This window comes from Arthrobacter sp. NPDC089319 (assembly GCF_040684925.1).
GTDB lineage: Bacteria > Actinomycetota > Actinomycetes > Actinomycetales > Micrococcaceae > Crystallibacter.
The window spans coordinates 450261-467482 of the sequence record NZ_JBFBGZ010000001.1 but is presented as its reverse complement, the minus strand read 5'-3'; the positions used below and the strand labels follow the sequence as shown (position 1 = coordinate 467482).

The window sequence follows — 17222 nt, the reverse complement described above, 5'->3', positions numbered from 1 at the left end:
GGTAGAAGGCGGGCTACTGCTGCCGCAGCGGCCAGGGCTGCCAGCCGTTCGGCAATAACTTCAGCGTCCGTTCGGCCTCGGAGAGTTGTGCTTCCGGGTAGTCGTGGGACGGCTCGCCGCCGCCGCCTTCCCAGCCTGAGCCATCCACCCGAACCAACTGGTATTCGGCACGCCGGTGCTGTCCCAGGGGGTAGCGCTCCGCGAAGCCCCCGGCCGCCACGGCGAGCACGTGCTGCTCCAGTCCGGCCGCCTCCGAGTCCAAGGTTTCATCGCAGGCATCGCAGCCGCAGGACGGAAACGGTGTGCTGTGCAGCAGTCCGCTGTGCAGCAGGATCCCGGGGAAATCGGTAAACGTGAAGACCAGCGGCGCCGCATCCGGACTGGCCGGATCCACCCGGACCGCCCGGAGAACGCGCACTTGGCCCCGCATCCGGGCAGTTGTTTCGGCCGTGACGTCCCTGATGCTGGCCGCGTAGGTGGAGGCCAGGTGTTCAATCAGGCTGTCCGCCACGGTGTGGAGGCCGCCGAAGCGCTCGGTGTTGCTGGTGACACTGTAAGAATCCGAGGCTGCTTCCTCGTCGCCCCACCGGATGCCGTAGGAGATTTCTGCCCCGTCCGCATCGCGGTAAACCTCCACCGGAAGGTCCGGCCGAACGTAAGGTTTCCAACCGGCGGGGAACGGAACCGGCTGCGGCAGATTCGCGTCGTGCTCCTCGAACCGGGGCAACGGCTCCGGATCCGACTCGGCCCAGCCGCGGATGGTGGCCAGCGACTCCGCAAACTGATTCACGTCGGCAGCGTGCAGCCGCTCCACCAGGCCCTGGACGACCAGGCTCATTTCGTGGTCCCCGGCCTCGGTGATGCCGCCTTCCACGCTGCGCCACTGGGCGTCCGGCCGCTGCGCCACCACGGTGTTGCCGGTGAAGACTTCCGCCGCGTTACCCAGTTCAGGTTCAGCCAGCAGCGCGGCAGTATTGGCCCGCAGGAACTCCAGCAACCGGACCGGATCGGCCGCCAGAGAAGCAGCATCTTCGCCGTGCCGGGCACAAAACCCGACGAACGATGCGTAGCCGCCGACGTGCCGGACCTCGGGTCCTTCCGCCTCCGAGCGGTACAGCGCCCGGCTGGAGTAGACGGGGAGCGGCGGCCCGGTGGCCGGTCCTTCGAACAAGTCCTCTGCAGCAGCCATGCAGCCGATCCTAGCCTGCGGCCCCGCTGTGGACTATGGCGGCCGAGTGCCCGGGCAGAACCAGTCCGGCAAACGCCCCGGCTGGCGAAGCACCGCCCGTGGTAGCGGCTGCGCTCCCGGTGGCGGCTGCGCTCCCGGCTGCAAATGCGGCGCCACCGTCCGTGGCCAGAACCACCGCGCCGGGCCCGGCCGGGACGGTGCTCGGCTCGGCGGAGAAGTTGCAGCAGATGGCCAGCGGGCCACGGTGCAGGATGAGCCAGCCGGCGGCCGCGTCGGTGTGCACCGACACCGCCGCAAAGTCAGGGTCCGTCAGCTCGGGATGCTGCTTCCGCAGCGCGATCAACCGCCGGTACAGCTCCAGCATCCGCGCGTGGTCGCCGGTTTCCGGCTCGCTCCAGTCCAGCTTGGAGTTGTGGAAGGTCTTCGGGTCCTGCGGGTCGGGCACCACCCGCGGGTCCCAGCCCATCCGTTCGAACTCCTTGAGCCGGCCGGCGGAGGTCGCTTCGCCCAGTTCCGGCTCCGGGTGCGAGGTGAAGAACTGCCACGGGGTGGACGCGGCGAACTCCTCTCCCATGAACAGCATGGGGGTGAACGGGGCGGTCAGGTTCAGCACCGCCGCGAGCGCCAGCTGCCCGTAGCTCAGGCTCCCGGTGAGCCGGTCGCCGGCGGCACGGTTGCCGATCTGGTCATGGTTTTGGGTGCAGACCACCAGTTGCGGTGCCGCCACCCGGTCCTTGTTGATCGGCCGGCCGTGGTGCCGTTCCCGGAACGAGGAATAACTGCCGTCGTGGAAGAAACCGTCCCGCAGCACCTTCTCCAGCGCTCCCAGTCCGGCGAAGTCGGCGTAGTAGCCGCTGGTTTCGCCGGTGAGGTTCACATGCACGGCATGGTGGAAATCGTCGCTCCATTGCCCGGCCAGACCGTAGCCGTTCGACTCCCGGGACTCGATCAGCCGCGGGTTGTTCAGGTCCGACTCGGCGATCAAAAACAACGGCTTGCCCAGTTCCGCCGCGCAGGTGTCCGTCACCGCCGCGATCTCCTCCAGGATGTGGACCGCCCGCTCGTCCCGCAGCGCATGCACCGCGTCCAGCCGCAGCCCGTCCACGTGGTAGTCGCGGAACCACATCTGCACGTTGTCCGTGATGAAGCGGCGCACCTCGTCCGAGCCGGGGCCGTCCAGGTTGACGGAATCGCCCCAGGTGTTCGCGCTGCCGCTGCTCAGGTACGGCCCGAACCGCGGCAGGTAGTTTCCGCTGGGGCCCAGATGGTTGTAGACGACGTCCTGGATCACGCCAATGCCTTTGGCATGCGCCGCATCAACGAACCGCTGGTAGGCGGCCGGCCCGCCGTAGGTCTCCTGCACGGCGAACCACAGCACGCCGTCGTAGCCCCAGTTGTGTGTTCCGTTGAACGCATTGACCGGCAGCAGTTCCACGTAGTCCACGCCGAGTCCGGCCAGGTAGTCGAGCTTGCCGGCGGCTGCGTCCAGCGTTCCCTCGGCGGTGAACGTGCCGAGATGCAGTTCGTAGACCACCCCGCCCAGTCCCGGGGAAACCCAGTCCTGGTCCCGCCACGGGTGAGCCGCGGCGTCGAATGTCCGGGACAGTCCATGTACGCCGTCCGGTTGGCGGCGCGACCGCGGATCCGGCAGCGCCCTGTCCTCGCCGTCCAGCAGGTAGCCGTAGTCAACCTCCCCCTCGGGCACGGCGGCGGTGTCCGGCAGCCGCCACCAGCCGTCGCCGCCGGGTTCGTGCAGCGGCAGCCGGGATGGGCCCGCCTGGAGTTCCACCGTGCCGGCCTGCGGGGCCCAGACCGCGAAGTCCCGGCTCATGCTCCTCCTTCCCCGCGCACCAGCAGCGCCACCGGCAACTCGGCCAGCACGTCGGACAGGTGGAGGGCGCCCTCGCTGCTGTGGCTCCGCCCGCTCAGCACGTCACGGTATGGTCCCGGCGAAAGGACGACGGCGGTATCCCGCCACCCGCCGTCCCGCTGCAGCCGCACCGGCAGCCGGGTGGCCAGCGTGATTGCGCCGCCGCGGTCGAAGCCGAACACGTGGTCGGCGGCGGGTCCCTGCACCGAAACGGCCTCGTAGCCGGTGAACAACTCTGGCCGGTCCCGGCGCAACTGCAGTGCCCGGGCGACCACCAGCATTTTGGCCGCCGCGCCGTCGTCGACGGGCGGGGTCCCGTCCCTGCCCAGATCCTCGAGCGCCATGCGCCGGGCCTGGAAGTCCACCCGCCGGCGGTTGTCCGGATCCACCAGCGAGTGGTCCCAGAATTCCGTGCCCTGGTAGACATCGGGCACGCCGGGCATGGTCAGCTGGATGAGCTTCGCGGACAGCGAGTTGCTCCGGCCGAAAGCCACGGTTTCCTCCACCAGGCCGACCAGCAGGCGGTTCACCTCCGGGTCGTCGAAGGCCGCATCCACGGCGGCATGCAGTTGCTTTTCGAAATCGGCTCTGGGGTCGATCCACGAGGTGCTGTTGCCGGCTTCGCGGGCCGCCTTCTCCGCGTAGGCATGCGCACGTTCCCGGCTGAACGGCCAGGCTCCCAGCGCCGCCTGCCACAGCAGGTCCGCGAACGGCAGGTCTCCGAACGGCGCCAACCGGTCCAGCTCCGTCAGCCGGGCCGGCCATTGGTCCGCCAGTTCGGCGAGCACGGAGATCCGGGCGCGGGTGTCCTCGCTGCGTTTGGTGTCATGCGTGGAGAGCGTGGTCATCGCCAGCGGCGCCTCCTGCTGCCGGCGGATCAGCCGCATGTGCAGCTCGAACGGCTCCACCGCGAAGATCGATGGGTCTGCGCCCACCTCGTTCAAGGAGGTCAGCCGCGTGTACCGATAGAACGCGGTGTCTTCCACGCCCTTGGCCATCACCATGCCGGAGGTCTGCTGGAAGCGCACCGCCAGCTCGGTCAGGACGCCCTCAGGCTGCAGCAACGGCAACAAGGTGGTGACCGCCTCGGCCAGGTCCGGGCGGCGGGCCTGGGCCGCGACTCCGGCTTCCGCTATATAGTCCGCGCCGATCGGCAGGTAACTCCGGTACACCGGAAAACAGCTCAGCAGTTCCGCCAGCGCATCCGCGGCGACGTCGAAGTCTACTCCCGCGTCGGCCGGGACCAGCCGCGCCAGGCGCAGTACCTCGGAGCGCAGGATGCCGTCCGCTATGCCCCGTTTGGTGTCATGGATCATGTGCTGGTACGGCTGGACCGGCGCCGCCTCGGTCAGGCGTTCCCGCCCGTCGGGATCCACCAGCAGCCGGTCTATCTCCGCCAGCGCGTCATACCCGGTGGTTCCCGCGCAGGCCCAGTCCGCCGGCAGCGTCTCCCCCGGTTCCAGGATCTTCTCCACCAGCACGTAGGCGCCGCCGGTCAGCTCCTGCAGCCTCTGCAGGTAACCCTTCGGGTCCGCCAGCCCGTCCGGGTGATCCACGCGCAGCCCGTCGACCAGGCCCTCGTCGAACCAGCGTTTAATCTCGGCGTGGGACTCGTCGAAGACCCACGGCACCTCCACCCGGACGCCGGCCAGCGAGTTCACCCCGAAGAACCGGCGGTAGTTCAGCTCCGCGTCCGCCCGGCGCCAGTTCACCAGCTGGTAGTGCTGGCGCTCGTGGACTTCCCGGGCGGTGGCGCCGTCGTCGGCTGTCCCCGCTGCGACAGGGAACCTGTTCTCGTAGTAGCGCAGCTCGCCGTCGTTCAGCTCCAGCGCATCCAGTTCCGCGTCCCCGTCGCCCAGCACCGGAATCCGGATCTTTCCGCCACCGGCGTCCCAGTCGATGTCGAACGCTTCGGCATAGCGGGACCCGCGGCCCTCGGCCAGCAGCGACCACCACCAGCGGTTGTTGGCCGGAGTCCCCACGCCCATGTGGTTCGGGACGATGTCCACCAGGACGCCCAGCCCTGCTTTCCGCGCGGCTGCGGAGAGCGCGCGCAGCCCGTCGATCCCGCCTCTGGCCGGATCCACCGCACCGAAGTCCACCACGTCGTAGCCGTGATCGGATCCCGGTTCCGCGGTGAGCAGGGGCGACAGATAGACCCAGTCGACGCCGAGGTTGTGCAGGTACGGCACCAGGTCTGCCGCGTCATACAGCGTGAGCGATTCCCTGATTTGCAATCTGTAGGTGGACGCCGGTGCCCTCATCCTTACTGCTTCCCCTTCTTGCCCTTGGCTGCCGGCTTTGCGTCGGATTCATCAGCGGCCGCCTCCGGCGCAGCGCCAGCGTCCGGTTGCTGCCCGGGGGCCGACGCCTGCGCAGATTCGGCGGCCTCGGGTTCCGCAGCCTGCCCGGATTCGGCCAGCCGCTCCGACTCGGACATGGCTGCCACCGAAGCCGCCACGGAATGGTCCGGTTCGTCTTCCTGCGGTGAATGGGCCCGCAGCACCATGGTGGACTTCGCCGCCACCGGCGCGGTCTCCCCGGCCTTCAGCGGCCCGGTCGAGTCCCCGCCGCCCGCGGTATCGATGATGATGTCCCACGCCGGCGCATATTCCCGCGGCGGCAGCACGAATGGCACATCGTCGTCGTCCGCATTGAAATAGATCAGGAAGTGTTCATCGGTGATCCGCTGCCCGCGGTCGTCGCGCCCGCGGATGCCTTGGCCGTTGAGGAAGACACCGATGCACCGGCCCAGCGCTTCGTCCCAGTCCTCCGGTTCCATCAACGTCCCCTCCGGGGTAAGCCAGACGACGTCGCTCAGCGGTTCTCCCTCGCCGCGGCGGACGGGCTTCCCGTCGAAGAACGTCCGGCGCCGGAACGTGGGGTGCTCGGCCCGCAGCCGGTTGATCGCAGCCACGAACTCGAGCAGCGGCTGGTCCAGATTGTTCCAGTCCACCCAGGACAGTTCCGAGTCCTGGCAGTACACGTTGTTGTTGCCCTGCTGCGTGCGGCCCAGCTCGTCGCCGTGGGCGATCATGGGCACGCCCTGGCTCAGCAGCAGGGTGGTCAGGAAGTTCCGCTGCTGGCGGGCGCGCAGGGTGAGGACCGCCGGGTCGTCGGTGGGGCCTTCGACCCCGCAGTTCCACGAGCGGTTGTGCGATTCGCCGTCGTTATTGTCTTCGCCGTTGGCCTGATTGTGTTTTTCGTTGTAGGAGACCAGGTCCCGCATGGTGAAGCCGTCGTGGGCGGTGATGAAGTTGATGGAGGCGACGGGCCGGCGGCCGGTGGCCTCGTACAGGTCGGATGACCCGGTGATGCGGGACGCGAATTCGCCCAGCGTGGAGGGCTCGCCCCGCCAGAAATCGCGCACAGTGTCCCGGTAGAGGCCGTTCCATTCGGTCCACAGCGGCGGGAAGTTGCCCACCTGGTAGCCGCCCGGACCGATGTCCCACGGCTCCGCGATCAGCTTTGTCTGGGACACGATGGGGTCCTGCTGCACCATTTCAAAGAACGTCGAGAGCCGGTCCACATCGTAGAACTCGCGGGCCAGCGTGGAGGCAAGGTCGAAGCGGAATCCATCGACGTGCATTTCCGACGCCCAGTAGCGCAGCGAGTCCATCAGCAGCTGCAGCGAGTGGGGGTGGCGCACATTCAGCGAATTTCCCGTGCCTGTGTAGTCCATGTAGTACTGCGGCTGGTCGTCCACCAGCCGGTAGTACGCCCCGTTGTCCAGCCCGCGGAAGGACAGGGTGGGGCCCAGATGGTTTCCTTCTGCCGTGTGGTTGTAGACGACGTCGAGGATCACCTCGATGCCGGCCAAGTGCAGTTCACGGACCATCGCCTTGAATTCCTGCACCTGCTGCCCGGTATCACCGGAGGAGCAGTAGGTATTCTGCGGCGCGAAAAAACCGATGGTGTTGTAGCCCCAGTAGTTGGACAGTCCCTTGTCCTGCAGGGTGCTGTCGTTGACGAACTGGTGGACCGGCATCAGCTCGATGGCCGTCACGCCCAGCTTCTTGAGGTGCTCGATCACCGCCGGATGCGCAATTCCGGCGTAGGTGCCGCGCTGTTCTTCCGGGATCTCCGGATGCAGCTGGGTCAGCCCCTTGACATGGGCCTCGTAGATCACCGAGCGGTGGTACGGCGTGCGCGGCTTGCGGTCGCCATCCCAATCGAAGAAAGGATTGACGACGACGCCGAGCATCATGTGCTCCGCGGAGTCCTCGTCGTTGCGGGAGTCCTCGTCGCCGAAGTTGTAGCCGAACAGCGGCTGGGCCCAGTCGATCTGGCCGCTGACCGCCTTGGCATAGGGGTCCAGCAACAGCTTGTTCACGTTGCAGCGCAGCCCCTGGCCGGGATCGTAGGGGCCTTCCACCCGGAAGCCGTACTTCTGGCCCGGCTGGATCTGCGGCAGATAGCAGTGCCACACGTAGCCGTCAACGTCTTTGAGTTCGATCCGCTGTTCGACGCCGTCGTCGTCAAACAGGCACAGGAACACGGCATCCGCTGCTTCACTGAACACTGCAAAGTTGGTGCCGTTGCCGTCGTAGGTTGCCCCCAGCGGGTAGGCGTCTCCCGGCCAAACTTCCATGCGCAACTCCTGATCATCGATGGGGATCCCCTCATCCTTTCTTACCTCATGGCCCGGACAATGGACATCCCGGGTGGTCCGTCCAACGGGTCGGATAACGACGACGGAGCCCGGCCCCGCGCGGAATCCGCCGTGTGGAGGGCGTGCTGAATTGCCCTGCCAACTGGTGCCTGCGGGGCGCGTCCGGGCACCCCGGCACCACCGGGCCTACACAACGACTGGTACTACTGTCGGCCGGGACAGGGCGGGCGTATCGTTGACCTACTATCAGGTTCTGGTGAAGCGGGGGCTGGCCATGGCTTGCGGCGATGCGGGATCCAGCGGCGTCGTCTCGCGGCGCGAGTTCACCACGGCGACGGCCCTGACGGTGCTCGGCGCGGCAGGCCTGCTCAGCGGCAGTCTTTCCCGGGCTGTCACCGCCGGCCTCCCCGGCGGCCCCCTTGAGCTGAGCCTGGCGGCAGCGGTCATTAATAGGGTCTACCGTGTCACAGCCCGGGAACCGGCCAGGGTCACGGATATGCCCAAGCACGAGTTCCGCGGCTTCTGGCTCTCCACCGTGCTCAACATCGACTGGCCGTCCCGCTCCGGGCTGACGGCGGCGGCCCAGCAGACCGAACTGCGCAGCTGGCTGGACCTGGCCCGCAACCGGAACCTTAATGCGGTCATGCTGCAGGTCCGACCGGCCGCCGACGTCTTCTGGCCTTCCGCTGCGGGAGAGCCTTGGTCCCGCTACCTCACCGGCACGCAGGGGCGGAACCCGGGCTACGACCCGCTGGCCTACGCGATCGGCCAGGCGCATGCACGGAACCTGCACTTGCACGCGTGGTTCAACCCGTTCCGCGTCTCCATGACACCCAATCTGGCCGACCTGATTTCCTGGCATCCGGCCCGTAAGAATCCCGGCTGGACCTTCGCCTTCGGAGGCCGGCGCTACTACAACCCTGGCATCCCCGCCGTTCGCAGCTTCATCATCAAGGTGATCGCGGAGGTCGCGGCGAAGTACGACGTCGATGGCATCCATCTGGACGACTATTTCTATCCCTATCCGGTCGCGGGGCAGAGCATCCCGGACTCGGCCGCCTACAACACCTACCGGCGGGCGGGCGAGAGTCTGGCCGATTTCCGCAGGCGCAGCGTCAATACCTTCGTCCGCGACCTGAGCGCCAAAATCTTCGCCGCGAAACCTCGGATGCTGTTCGGCATCAGCCCCTTCGGTATCTGGCGCAACCAGTCGACTGACAGCCGGGGCTCGGCCACCTCCGGCCTGCAGAGTTATGACGCCACGTTCGCCGATTCCCGTCTCTGGGTGAAGCAAGGCTGGATCGATTATGTGGTCCCGCAGCTCTACTGGCACCAAGGCAACGCAGCCGCGGACTACAACACGCTGGTGAATTGGTGGGCGGGGCAGGTCAAGGGCACCACCTGCAAGCTCTACATCGGTGAGGGTGCCTACAAAGTGGGCGACGCTGCCCAGGGAGCCGCTTGGCAAAAGCCCCGGGAACTCTACAACCACACCGCCAAGTGCCGGGCCACCTCGGGGGTCAGCGGGCAGGTCTATTTCTCCGCCAGCTCCGTCCGGTCCAACCGGCTGAACAGCATCGGCCTGGTGAAGGACAAATTCTACCGGCGCGTGGCGATGACCCCGGTGATGTCCCATCTGGGCGCCCAGCGACCCTACGCACCGCTGATCGCCAGCGCGCGGTGGAACGGCACCGCCGTCGAACTTATCTGGCGGGGCGCCACCAGCGGGACGCTGCCGCGGCATTATGCCATTTACCGCTGGGAATCCAACGGCGCCGCCGCTGCCGTGATCCCGTCTCAGGCCGGCGCGCTCCGGCGGGTGCAGCGGCGCCGCGGCAATCCGGAGCGGTTCGTGGACACGGGCACGGTCCGGGGACGCACCTATTGGTATGTGGTGGTCGGCATGAGCGATGTCATGGTCGAATCCGCCGCGGCTTCCGCCATCTTCATTCGAGCCTGAGAGGACGTTGTGACGAAACCGCCCCGGTCGGACGGCGATCAGGACCTTGTCCTGCTCGAGGCCCTAGCCCGCCGCTTTTCCAAGGACCCGCTGGTGGAGAGCGGCACCATGTTCCGCAGTCCTGGCCTTCGGGTCGGCGGAATAATTTTCGCGTTCCTCGGCCACGACCACCGCCTGATCGTCAAGGTCCCCCGGCCGCGCGCCAAATCTGCTGTGGCTTCCGGTGCGGCAGAACCGGTCACCATGGGAGAGCGGACCATGAAGGAATGGGTGGCCTTTCCGGCGGTAACCGACGATGCGTCGGCCACCGAGCAACTGTGGGGCAGCGTCGCCGAGGAGGCCTACTCGTACGTCAAGAGCATCGGCGGCGGCTGAGGGTGGCCACCGGTCACGCCGGTGCCTGCGGTGCGGGCTGGAACAGTTCCACTAGATTCCCTGCCGGGTCGGTGAGCAATATTTGCCGGCCGCCGGGCCCTTCCACCACATCGCTGCAGAACTGCAGCCCTGCACCGCGCAGCCGGCCGATTTCTGCGTCCAGGTCCTCAACGATCAGGTGGATGCGGTTGCGTCCGGCGGCCGCATACTCCGCCGGAGTGGCGCGGGCGCCCGAACTGGGTGGCCCGGATAGCAACAGCCGCAGCGGGCCGCGCGTCACGTCGGCAAAGCCGGGAAATTGCAGATGCACGGTGAAGCCGAAATTCTTGGTGTAAAAATCCACGGCCGCCCCCACGTCGTCCACCAGGTAGCGGACGCTTGCGTACTGGTCCGGTGCTGTCACGGCTCATTCTCCTTCGATCATGGCCTGCTGCCAGTGCCAGCAGAATACATCGGGCAGTCGTCTCCGAATAGGCCCGTATCCGCTGCGCCCGCGAGGACAGCAGCCGTTCCCCTGACGGAGCTGGTCGGCAACAATGGGATCACGCTCCCCCCGCCCTTCCGATCAGCTCAGGAGTTATCGTGGCCAAACTGCTGTATACAGCCATCATGTCGCTGGACGGCTACATTGCCGACCAGAACGGCAACTTTGACTGGAGCATGCCGGACGAGGAAGTTCATTCGTTCGTTAATGACTTGGAGGATCGTGTCGGTACTTATCTTCTCGGTCGCCGGATGTATGAGGTGATGGTGTTCTGGGAAACCGTGCCGACCGGCGGCGATGTCGCTCCGGTCGAACGCGAGTTCGCCGAGTCGTGGTTGCGGAAGGACAAGGTGGTCTATTCCCGGACCTTGGACAAGGCCTCCAGCGCCCGCACCCGGATCGAGCGGGAGTTTGACCCGGATCTCGTCCGCCGGATGAAAAACGAGGCTGCAGAAGACCTGAGCATTAGCGGACCGGAACTGGCCAGCCACGCGTTCAGCGCAGGGCTGGTCGATGAATGCCGGTTCTTCGTGTCGCCGATCGTGGTCGGCGGCGGAAAGCGCTTCCTGGCGGAAGACATGAAGGTGGACCTCGAGCTGCTGGACGAGAGGCGCTTCGGCAATGGGGTGGTGTACCTGCGCTACCGGGTGGCGGCTGGCTGACCGCTACTTTTCGGCTACCACCATTGCCGTGGCCAGATCGCCGTCGTGGCTCATGGACAGGTGCCAGTACTTCACGCCCCGGGCCTGGGCTGCCGCGGCAACGGTGCCGGTGAATTCCGGATAGGGATCTCCGCCAGCGTCGACGCAGATAGTGCAGTCCTGCCAGTTCATTCCCGAGGGGGCGCCCAGCGCCTTGGCGATCGCTTCTTTGGCGGCGAAGCGGGCAGCCAGTGACCTGGTGTTGAGTTCACGCTCAGCTGGGGTGAAGAGCCGCTCGAGCAAGGCCGGGGTGCGCTGCAACTGCCGGCGGAATCTGGAAACTTCCACCACGTCCACGCCGATGCCGACGATCATTTCCCGGCCCCGGCGCGCACGGCCCACGGCGAGCGGGCGCACCTAGGCGCCAGCACGGGCTCCGGACTGGATCGGAGCGTGCACCGCTCCGGCGGCACGGAGAGCAGCCGCACGCGCAGCCGCAGCGCTGCCCGCCCCGCGCGCACCCGACGCTGGGGAACCGAGCAGTCCCCGATCCGGTTGTACGGGGATCGGGGCGCTGCAAAGAGGAGGCGTGTGGCCATGCTTGCTGAGGCCCTTTATTCGACGGTGACGCTCTTGGCCAGGTTGCGCGGCTGGTCGACGTCGAAGCCTTTGGCCGTGGCCAGTGCGCAGGCGAAGATCTGCAGCGGAACCGTGGTCAGCAGCGGGGCCAGCAGGGTGGGCGTCTCCGGCACGAAGAAGACGAACTCCGCGAAGTCCTTGACCGCCTCGTCGCCCTCTTCGGCGATGACGATGGTCTTGGCGCCGCGTGCCCGGATCTCCTGGATGTTGGAGACCACCTTGGCGTGCAGCGAATTGCGCCCGCGCGGCGAGGGCACCACCACGAAAACCGGCTGACCGTCCTCGATGAGGGCGATCGGTCCGTGCTTGAGCTCTCCTGCGGCAAAGCCTTCGGCGTGGATGTAGGCCAGTTCCTTCAGCTTCAGCGCGCCTTCCATGGCGACCGGGAAGCCCACATGCCGGCCGAGGAACAGCACCGATTTGGTGTCCGCCATGCGGACAGCCAGGTCCGTGATGTCCTTGGCGTTGTCCAGCACAGCCTGGATCTTGGCCGGGATCTTGCCCAGATCTGCCAGGATGTCCCTGATCTCGCCCTGGAACTTGTTGCCGCGAAGCTGCGCCAGGTAAAGGCCCAGCAGGTAGGCCGCGGTGATCTGCGCCAGGAACGCCTTCGTCGAGGCAACGGCGATCTCCGGGCCGGCGTGCGTGTAGAGCACTGCGTCGGCCTCGCGCGGGATGGTTGAACCGTTGGTATTGCAGATGGCCAGTACCTTGGCGCCCTGCTCCTTGGCATAACGGACGGCCATCAGGGTGTCCATGGTTTCGCCGGACTGGGAGATGGCCACGATCAGCGTGTTGGCATCCACGATCGGGTCGCGGTAGCGGAACTCGTGCGAAAGCTCCACCTCCACCGGAATCCGGCACCAGTGCTCGATCGCGTACTTCGCCACCTGGCCGGCGTAGGCCGAGGTGCCGCAAGCCAGCACGATGATCTTGCTGACCGTCTTGAGCAGCTCCGGATCGATCCGCAGCTCGTCCAGGGTCAGGCGGCCGTCCAGGTCGGACCGGCCGAGCAGGGTTTGGCCGACAGCCTCCGGCTGGTCGTGGATTTCCTTCTCCATGAAGGACGGGAAACCGCCCTTTTCCGCGGCGGCTGCGTCCCAGTCGACCTCGAACTCGGTTCCCTGGGCCGCGTTGCCGAAGAAGTCCGTGATTTCGACAGTGTCGGGGGTGATGGTGACGATCTGGTCCTGCTCCAGCTCCACCGCGCGGCGGGTGAAGTCGATGAAGCCGGAAACATCGGAGCCCAGGAAGTTCTCCCCCTCGCCCAGTCCGACGACCAGCGGCGAGTTGCGGCGGGCAGCGACGACGACGTCGGGCTGGTCCTTGTGGATGGCCAGCAGAGTGAACGCGCCCTCGAGCCGCTGGCAGGCGAGCTGCATGGCGTTGGCCAGGGTGGCTGTGGCAGGGTCCTTGGCCACCAGCGAACGGTAGATGTCACCGAGCAGCACTGCCGCAACTTCCGTGTCGGTCTCTGAGAGCAGCGTGTGGCCCTTGGCCAAAAGAGACGCACGGATTTCGGCGAAGTTCTCGATGATGCCGTTGTGGATCACGGCCAGCTGATCATCGTCGGCCAGGTGCGGGTGCGCATTCTGGTCGGTGGGTCCGCCGTGCGTTGCCCAGCGGGTGTGGCCGATGCCGGTCAGCGACTCGGGCAGCGGGTCGGCCTCGAGTGCGTCCAACAGGTTACTCAGTTTGCCCGACTTCTTCCGCGATTCGATACCGGACTCGGAGATGACGGCTACCCCCGCGGAATCGTAGCCGCGGTATTCAAGGCGGCGAAGACCTTCGAGAACAACATCCAGGGCGCTGTGATCAGCAACGCTGACTCCGGCCCCGCCGTCGCGGCGGCCAACATATCCTACGATTCCACACATGGGGTTAAGGGTACCTGCCCGCAGCGCAGCCGTTGACAGCCTGGCCTCTCCGCCCTGCCATCGGCCGCGGGCGGAGAGCCGACGGCGTAACCAGGCTCGCCGCCGTCGCGCGCCTTTTGGGATTTGAAACCCGCAGCAGGCACAATTCATAGGTGACTGATGCGACACCGAAGACGACGGCGTCAAGCGGTGAGAGTAATTTCACACCATACGTTGAGCTGGACCGGCAGACCTGGTCCCGGCTGTCCAACGAGATTGAACAGCCCCTTGACCAGGACGATATTGAGCGGCTCCGCGGCCTGGGCGATGCCCTGAACCTGGACGAGGTCCGCGAGGTCTACCTGCCGCTCTCCCGCCTGCTGAACCTGTACGTGGGCGCGGCCGGCGAGCTGCATAAAGCCACCACCACGTTCCTGGGCGAGACCACCCGCCGCACCCCGTTCGTGATCGGCGTGGCAGGGTCGGTCGCTGTCGGAAAATCCACCACGGCCCGGGTGCTGCGCGAGATGCTGCGCCGCTGGCCGGACACCCCGAACGTTGAACTGATCACCACGGACGGGTTCCTGTACCCGAATGCGGAGCTGGCGCGGCGCGGCCTGATGGAACGCAAGGGCTTCCCGGAGTCCTACGACCAGCGGGCGCTGCTGCGGTTCGTGTCCGAGGTCAAGTCAGGTGCCGAAGAAGTGCGGGCGCCCTGGTATTCGCATCTGACCTACGACATCGTGCCGGACAAGGAAGTGGTGGTCCGCCGCCCGGATGTGCTGATTGTTGAGGGGCTCAACGTGTTGGCTCCGGCACGCCCGCGGGCGGACGGACGGACCGGGCTGGCCTTGAGCGACTTTTTCGATTTCTCCGTTTATGTGGACGCCAAGACGTCCTATATTGAGCAGTGGTATGTCAGCCGCTTCCACAAACTGCGGCGGACGTCGTTCGCCGACCCGGAATCCTATTTCCACCGCTACGCCTCGCTCAGCGACACCGAGGCCACCGAAACAGCGCTGGGGATCTGGCGCCGGATCAATGAACCGAACCTGAGGGAGAACGTGCTGCCGACACGCGGCCGGGCACAACTGGTGCTGACGAAGGATGCGGACCACTCGATCCGCAGAATGCTGCTGCGGAAAACCTGACATGACAGCTCTGAGGGCCCCGGTGCTCGCCGCCGGCCTGGCCGCCGTGCTGGCCCTGCTCACCGGTTGCGTTCCGGCGGACGAACCCACCCCCTCCCCCAGTACGACGGCGGCTGTGCCGGGTCCGTCGGAGGACGCCACTTCCCTCCCGGTTCCGTCGCAGAGCACGAAGGCCGCGAAGAAGAAGGCCGAAAAGTCGCCCGGTGCCGGGGAGGACCACACCAACCCGGCGAGCATCGGCGTCGTCGTGAACAAGCGCCGGCCGCTGGTCCCGCTGAACTACCACCCGGGCGACCTGCGCCGGCCGGCCGTGAGCATCGGGACCGGCGGCGAATCTGCCCTGCTGCGCGATGCCGTGGCGGACGCCACCGAAAAGATGTTCAACGCGGCCGCGGCCGACGGCGCGCCAATGGTCATGGTCAGCGGATTCCGTTCCTATGCCACCCAGGTGGACACCTACAACCACTGGGTACGCCAGCACGGAAGCGAGGCCGCCGCAGACATGATCTCGGCGCGTCCCGGCTATTCCGAGCACCAGACCGGCCTGTCCATGGACGTCGGCGACATCACCGGTGCGTGCAATCTGCAGCAGTGCTTCGCCGAGACCGCCGCCGGCATCTGGGTCGCCAACAACGCCCAGCGGTTCGGGTTCATCATCCGCTACTCGCCCGGGGAAGAGAAGGTGACCGGGTATTCGCCTGAGCCGTGGCACCTGCGCTTTGTGGGCAAGAAGGTGGCCGGGAAGATGGCACAACGAAGCATCAATTCGCTCGAAGAATACTTCGGCTTGCCCGGTGCGCCCGGATATTCATGATGCCTTCGGGAGACATTCCACTTGAGGTCTCTGCATCTGCGGCGATCAGGGATAAATTTGCGGCATGTTAAAGGGATTCAGGGAATTCATTATGAAGGGCAACGTCGTTGACCTTGCCGTCGCTGTTGTTATTGGCGGAGCTTTCGGCATGGTGGTCAATGCCCTGGTCAATAGCGTGCTGATGCCGTTTATCGCCGGTGTGGTGGGCTCGCCCGACTTCAACAGCTTCCTGCTGTGGAACTTCAGGGGCAACGAGGTGGCCTTCGGGGTGCTGCTGACCGCCATCGTGAACTTCTTGCTCATTGCGGCGGCGGTTTACTTTGTGGTCGTGGTCCCGATGAACCACATGATCGAGCGGCGTAACCGCCGGCTCGGCATCACCCAGGAAGAAGAAGCCATGGATCCGCAGATCGCGCTGTTGACCGAGATCCGCGACGCGCTGCAGGCCCCCAACCGTCGGTAGCAGCGAAGCGCGGCATCCGGCGCGCCAACCTCTTCAGGCCTGTCCCGTATCACTGCGGGAAGGGCCTGACGTTTCGGCTCGGTCGGCGTACGCTCGGAGCATCGACACCGGCAGGCGACCGGTGGACTCATCCCGAAGCATCCGAAGAATCAGGTGAATCTCCATGAAACACCATTCGCCACTTTCCCTGTTTGCCAAGCTGGCTGCCGCCCTGTTGACGTCCCTCGCTCTCCTCTTAACCGGGGTGCCGGCTTCCGCCGGCCATCAGGTGTCCGACAACTTCCATTCACCGTCCGGGCGGACGGACAGAATCATCGACCTGCCGGACGCTACCTCCGCCGAGGGAATTGCCGCTGGCCGCGGCAGCACGTTCTACGCCGGCGACTTGTACGCAGGCGACATTTTCCGCGGGGATCTGCGCCGCGGCACGGCCAAAAAGTTCATCGACGCCCCGAAGGGACGCTTCGCGGTCGGGATGGCCGCCGATACGCACCGGCACCTGCTGTTCGTAGCTGGCGGCCCCACCGGCAAGGCCTATGTTTACAACACCCGGACCGGAAAGCCGGTTGCCGATTTCCAACTGAACGACCCAGCCCATTCGTTCATCAACGACGTGGCACTTGGCCGTGGCGGCGCTTGGTTCACCAACTCTGTTGACGACGAGCTGTATTTCCTGCCGATCGGCGAACACGGGCGGCTCGGGAAGCCCAAGACACTGCAGCTGAGCGGACCCGCCGCAGAGCTGAGCGGGGACTTCAACCTCAACGGGATCGTGGCGGCCGACTATGGGCGGAAGCTGATCGTGGCCCACACGGCCAACGGGGCCCTGTACACGGTGGACCCGCGGACCGGTGCCAGCCGCAAGGTCTCCGGCGTCAAGGTCAGCAACGTCGACGGGCTGGACCTGAAGGGCCGTTGGCTGTGGGCCGTCCAGAATACCGACAACCGGATCAGCAAGATCAAACTGGACCACAAGCTGGCGTCCGGGACGGTCCGATCCGTCATCACCAGCGACGCCTTCCAGACGCCGACCACCGCAGCACTGATCGGCGACAAGCTGGCCGTGGTGAACGCCAAGTTCGACACCGGCAACCCGCCGACGGCGGACAGCTACGAGGTAGTAGTGGTCGATGCCTGGCGCTGACCTCGGCGGCGCGCGCTCTGGCCT

Annotated in this window: 14 protein-coding genes; 7 read left to right on the top strand and 7 right to left on the bottom strand. The window is 66.3% G+C overall.

Features of this window, described 5'->3' with window-relative positions:
* Positions 1-13: 13 nt before the first annotated feature.
* Genes AB0N75_RS02290 through glgX form a run of 4 tightly spaced genes read right to left on the bottom strand, consistent with a single transcriptional unit; the run spans position 14 to position 7650 of the window.
* Entirely contained in the window at positions 14-1189 is a 1176-nt protein-coding gene (locus AB0N75_RS02290) for a DUF6226 family protein (RefSeq protein WP_364644437.1), read from the bottom strand.
* A gap of 10 nt (positions 1190-1199) precedes the next feature.
* A complete protein-coding gene (gene treZ, locus AB0N75_RS02285) occupies positions 1200-3020 on the bottom strand; it encodes a malto-oligosyltrehalose trehalohydrolase (protein ID WP_364644434.1) in 1821 nt (606 codons plus the stop codon).
* Positions 3017-5323: a malto-oligosyltrehalose synthase gene (gene treY, locus AB0N75_RS02280; RefSeq protein ID WP_364644431.1), complete on the bottom strand. Its 2307-nt coding sequence runs from the start codon at positions 5321-5323 to the stop codon at positions 3017-3019. Before treY ends, treZ begins: the two co-directional genes overlap by 4 nt.
* Positions 5324-5325: 2 nt before the next feature.
* Positions 5326-7650: a glycogen debranching protein GlgX gene (gene glgX / locus AB0N75_RS02275; RefSeq protein ID WP_364644428.1), complete on the bottom strand. Its 2325-nt coding sequence runs from the start codon at positions 7648-7650 to the stop codon at positions 5326-5328.
* A gap of 256 nt (positions 7651-7906) precedes the next feature.
* Between glgX and AB0N75_RS02270 the strand changes: the two genes are divergently transcribed.
* Together AB0N75_RS02270 and AB0N75_RS02265 are read left to right on the top strand one after the other, a co-directional pair.
* Positions 7907-9631, top strand: a complete 1725-nt coding sequence (locus AB0N75_RS02270) for a family 10 glycosylhydrolase (RefSeq protein WP_364644425.1) — start codon at positions 7907-7909, stop codon at positions 9629-9631.
* A 9-nt stretch (positions 9632-9640) separates the two neighbouring features.
* Positions 9641-10006 (top strand): hypothetical protein, encoded by a 366-nt coding sequence (locus tag AB0N75_RS02265; protein ID WP_364644422.1) that lies wholly within the window; start codon positions 9641-9643, stop codon positions 10004-10006.
* A 13-nt stretch (positions 10007-10019) separates the two neighbouring features.
* Here the strand turns inward: AB0N75_RS02265 and AB0N75_RS02260 are convergent, their stop codons facing one another.
* Positions 10020-10409, bottom strand: coding sequence for a VOC family protein (locus tag AB0N75_RS02260; protein ID WP_364644419.1), 390 nt, complete (start codon positions 10407-10409; stop codon positions 10020-10022).
* Between the two features lie 179 nt (positions 10410-10588).
* On the opposite strand from AB0N75_RS02260, the gene AB0N75_RS02255 reads away from it, so the two are divergent.
* Positions 10589-11152: a dihydrofolate reductase family protein gene (locus tag AB0N75_RS02255; protein WP_364644416.1), complete on the top strand. Its 564-nt coding sequence runs from the start codon at positions 10589-10591 to the stop codon at positions 11150-11152.
* A gap of 3 nt (positions 11153-11155) precedes the next feature.
* Here the strand turns inward: AB0N75_RS02255 and AB0N75_RS02250 are convergent, their stop codons facing one another.
* Both AB0N75_RS02250 and glmS read right to left on the bottom strand, forming a co-directional pair.
* Positions 11156-11506 carry a holo-ACP synthase gene (locus tag AB0N75_RS02250; protein WP_364644819.1) on the bottom strand — a complete coding sequence of 117 codons (351 nt, stop codon included), beginning with the start codon at positions 11504-11506 and terminating at the stop codon, positions 11156-11158.
* Positions 11507-11745: 239 nt separating this feature from the next.
* On the bottom strand, positions 11746-13647 hold the full coding sequence (glmS, locus tag AB0N75_RS02245; protein WP_364644414.1) for a glutamine--fructose-6-phosphate transaminase (isomerizing): 1902 nt from the start codon (positions 13645-13647) through the stop codon (positions 11746-11748).
* Between the two features lie 152 nt (positions 13648-13799).
* Here glmS and coaA point away from each other — a divergent pair, with 152 nt between their 5' ends.
* From coaA to AB0N75_RS02225, 4 genes are all read left to right on the top strand, one after another.
* Positions 13800-14777: a type I pantothenate kinase gene (coaA, locus tag AB0N75_RS02240; protein ID WP_364644411.1), complete on the top strand. Its 978-nt coding sequence runs from the start codon at positions 13800-13802 to the stop codon at positions 14775-14777.
* A 1-nt stretch (position 14778) separates the two neighbouring features.
* Positions 14779-15591, top strand: coding sequence for a M15 family metallopeptidase (locus AB0N75_RS02235; RefSeq protein ID WP_364644408.1), 813 nt, complete (start codon positions 14779-14781; stop codon positions 15589-15591).
* A gap of 64 nt (positions 15592-15655) precedes the next feature.
* The gene (mscL, locus tag AB0N75_RS02230) at positions 15656-16054 is read left to right on the top strand and encodes a large conductance mechanosensitive channel protein MscL (protein ID WP_364644405.1); all 399 of its coding nucleotides are present in this window, start codon (positions 15656-15658) and stop codon (positions 16052-16054) included.
* Between the two features lie 163 nt (positions 16055-16217).
* Positions 16218-17198 carry a hypothetical protein gene (locus AB0N75_RS02225; protein WP_364644402.1) on the top strand — a complete coding sequence of 327 codons (981 nt, stop codon included), beginning with the start codon at positions 16218-16220 and terminating at the stop codon, positions 17196-17198.
* Positions 17199-17222 lie beyond the last annotated feature (24 nt).

What these genes read in the sequence shown, in the direction of transcription:
- AB0N75_RS02225 (WP_364644402.1), top strand. Translation starts at nt 16,218, where the DNA reads ATGAAACACCATTCGCCACTTTCCCTGTTTGCCAAGCTGGCTGCCGCC.
- glgX (WP_364644428.1), bottom strand. Translation starts at nt 7,650, where the DNA reads ATGGAAGTTTGGCCGGGAGACGCCTACCCGCTGGGGGCAACCTACGAC.
- treY (WP_364644431.1), bottom strand. Translation starts at nt 5,323, where the DNA reads ATGAGGGCACCGGCGTCCACCTACAGATTGCAAATCAGGGAATCGCTC.
- treZ (WP_364644434.1), bottom strand. Translation starts at nt 3,020, where the DNA reads ATGAGCCGGGACTTCGCGGTCTGGGCCCCGCAGGCCGGCACGGTGGAA.
- AB0N75_RS02250 (WP_364644819.1), bottom strand. Translation starts at nt 11,506, where the DNA reads ATGATCGTCGGCATCGGCGTGGACGTGGTGGAAGTTTCCAGATTCCGC.
- mscL (WP_364644405.1), top strand. Translation starts at nt 15,656, where the DNA reads ATGTTAAAGGGATTCAGGGAATTCATTATGAAGGGCAACGTCGTTGAC.
- glmS (WP_364644414.1), bottom strand. Translation starts at nt 13,647, where the DNA reads ATGTGTGGAATCGTAGGATATGTTGGCCGCCGCGACGGCGGGGCCGGA.
- AB0N75_RS02290 (WP_364644437.1), bottom strand. Translation starts at nt 1,189, where the DNA reads ATGGCTGCTGCAGAGGACTTGTTCGAAGGACCGGCCACCGGGCCGCCG.
- AB0N75_RS02235 (WP_364644408.1), top strand. Translation starts at nt 14,779, where the DNA reads ATGACAGCTCTGAGGGCCCCGGTGCTCGCCGCCGGCCTGGCCGCCGTG.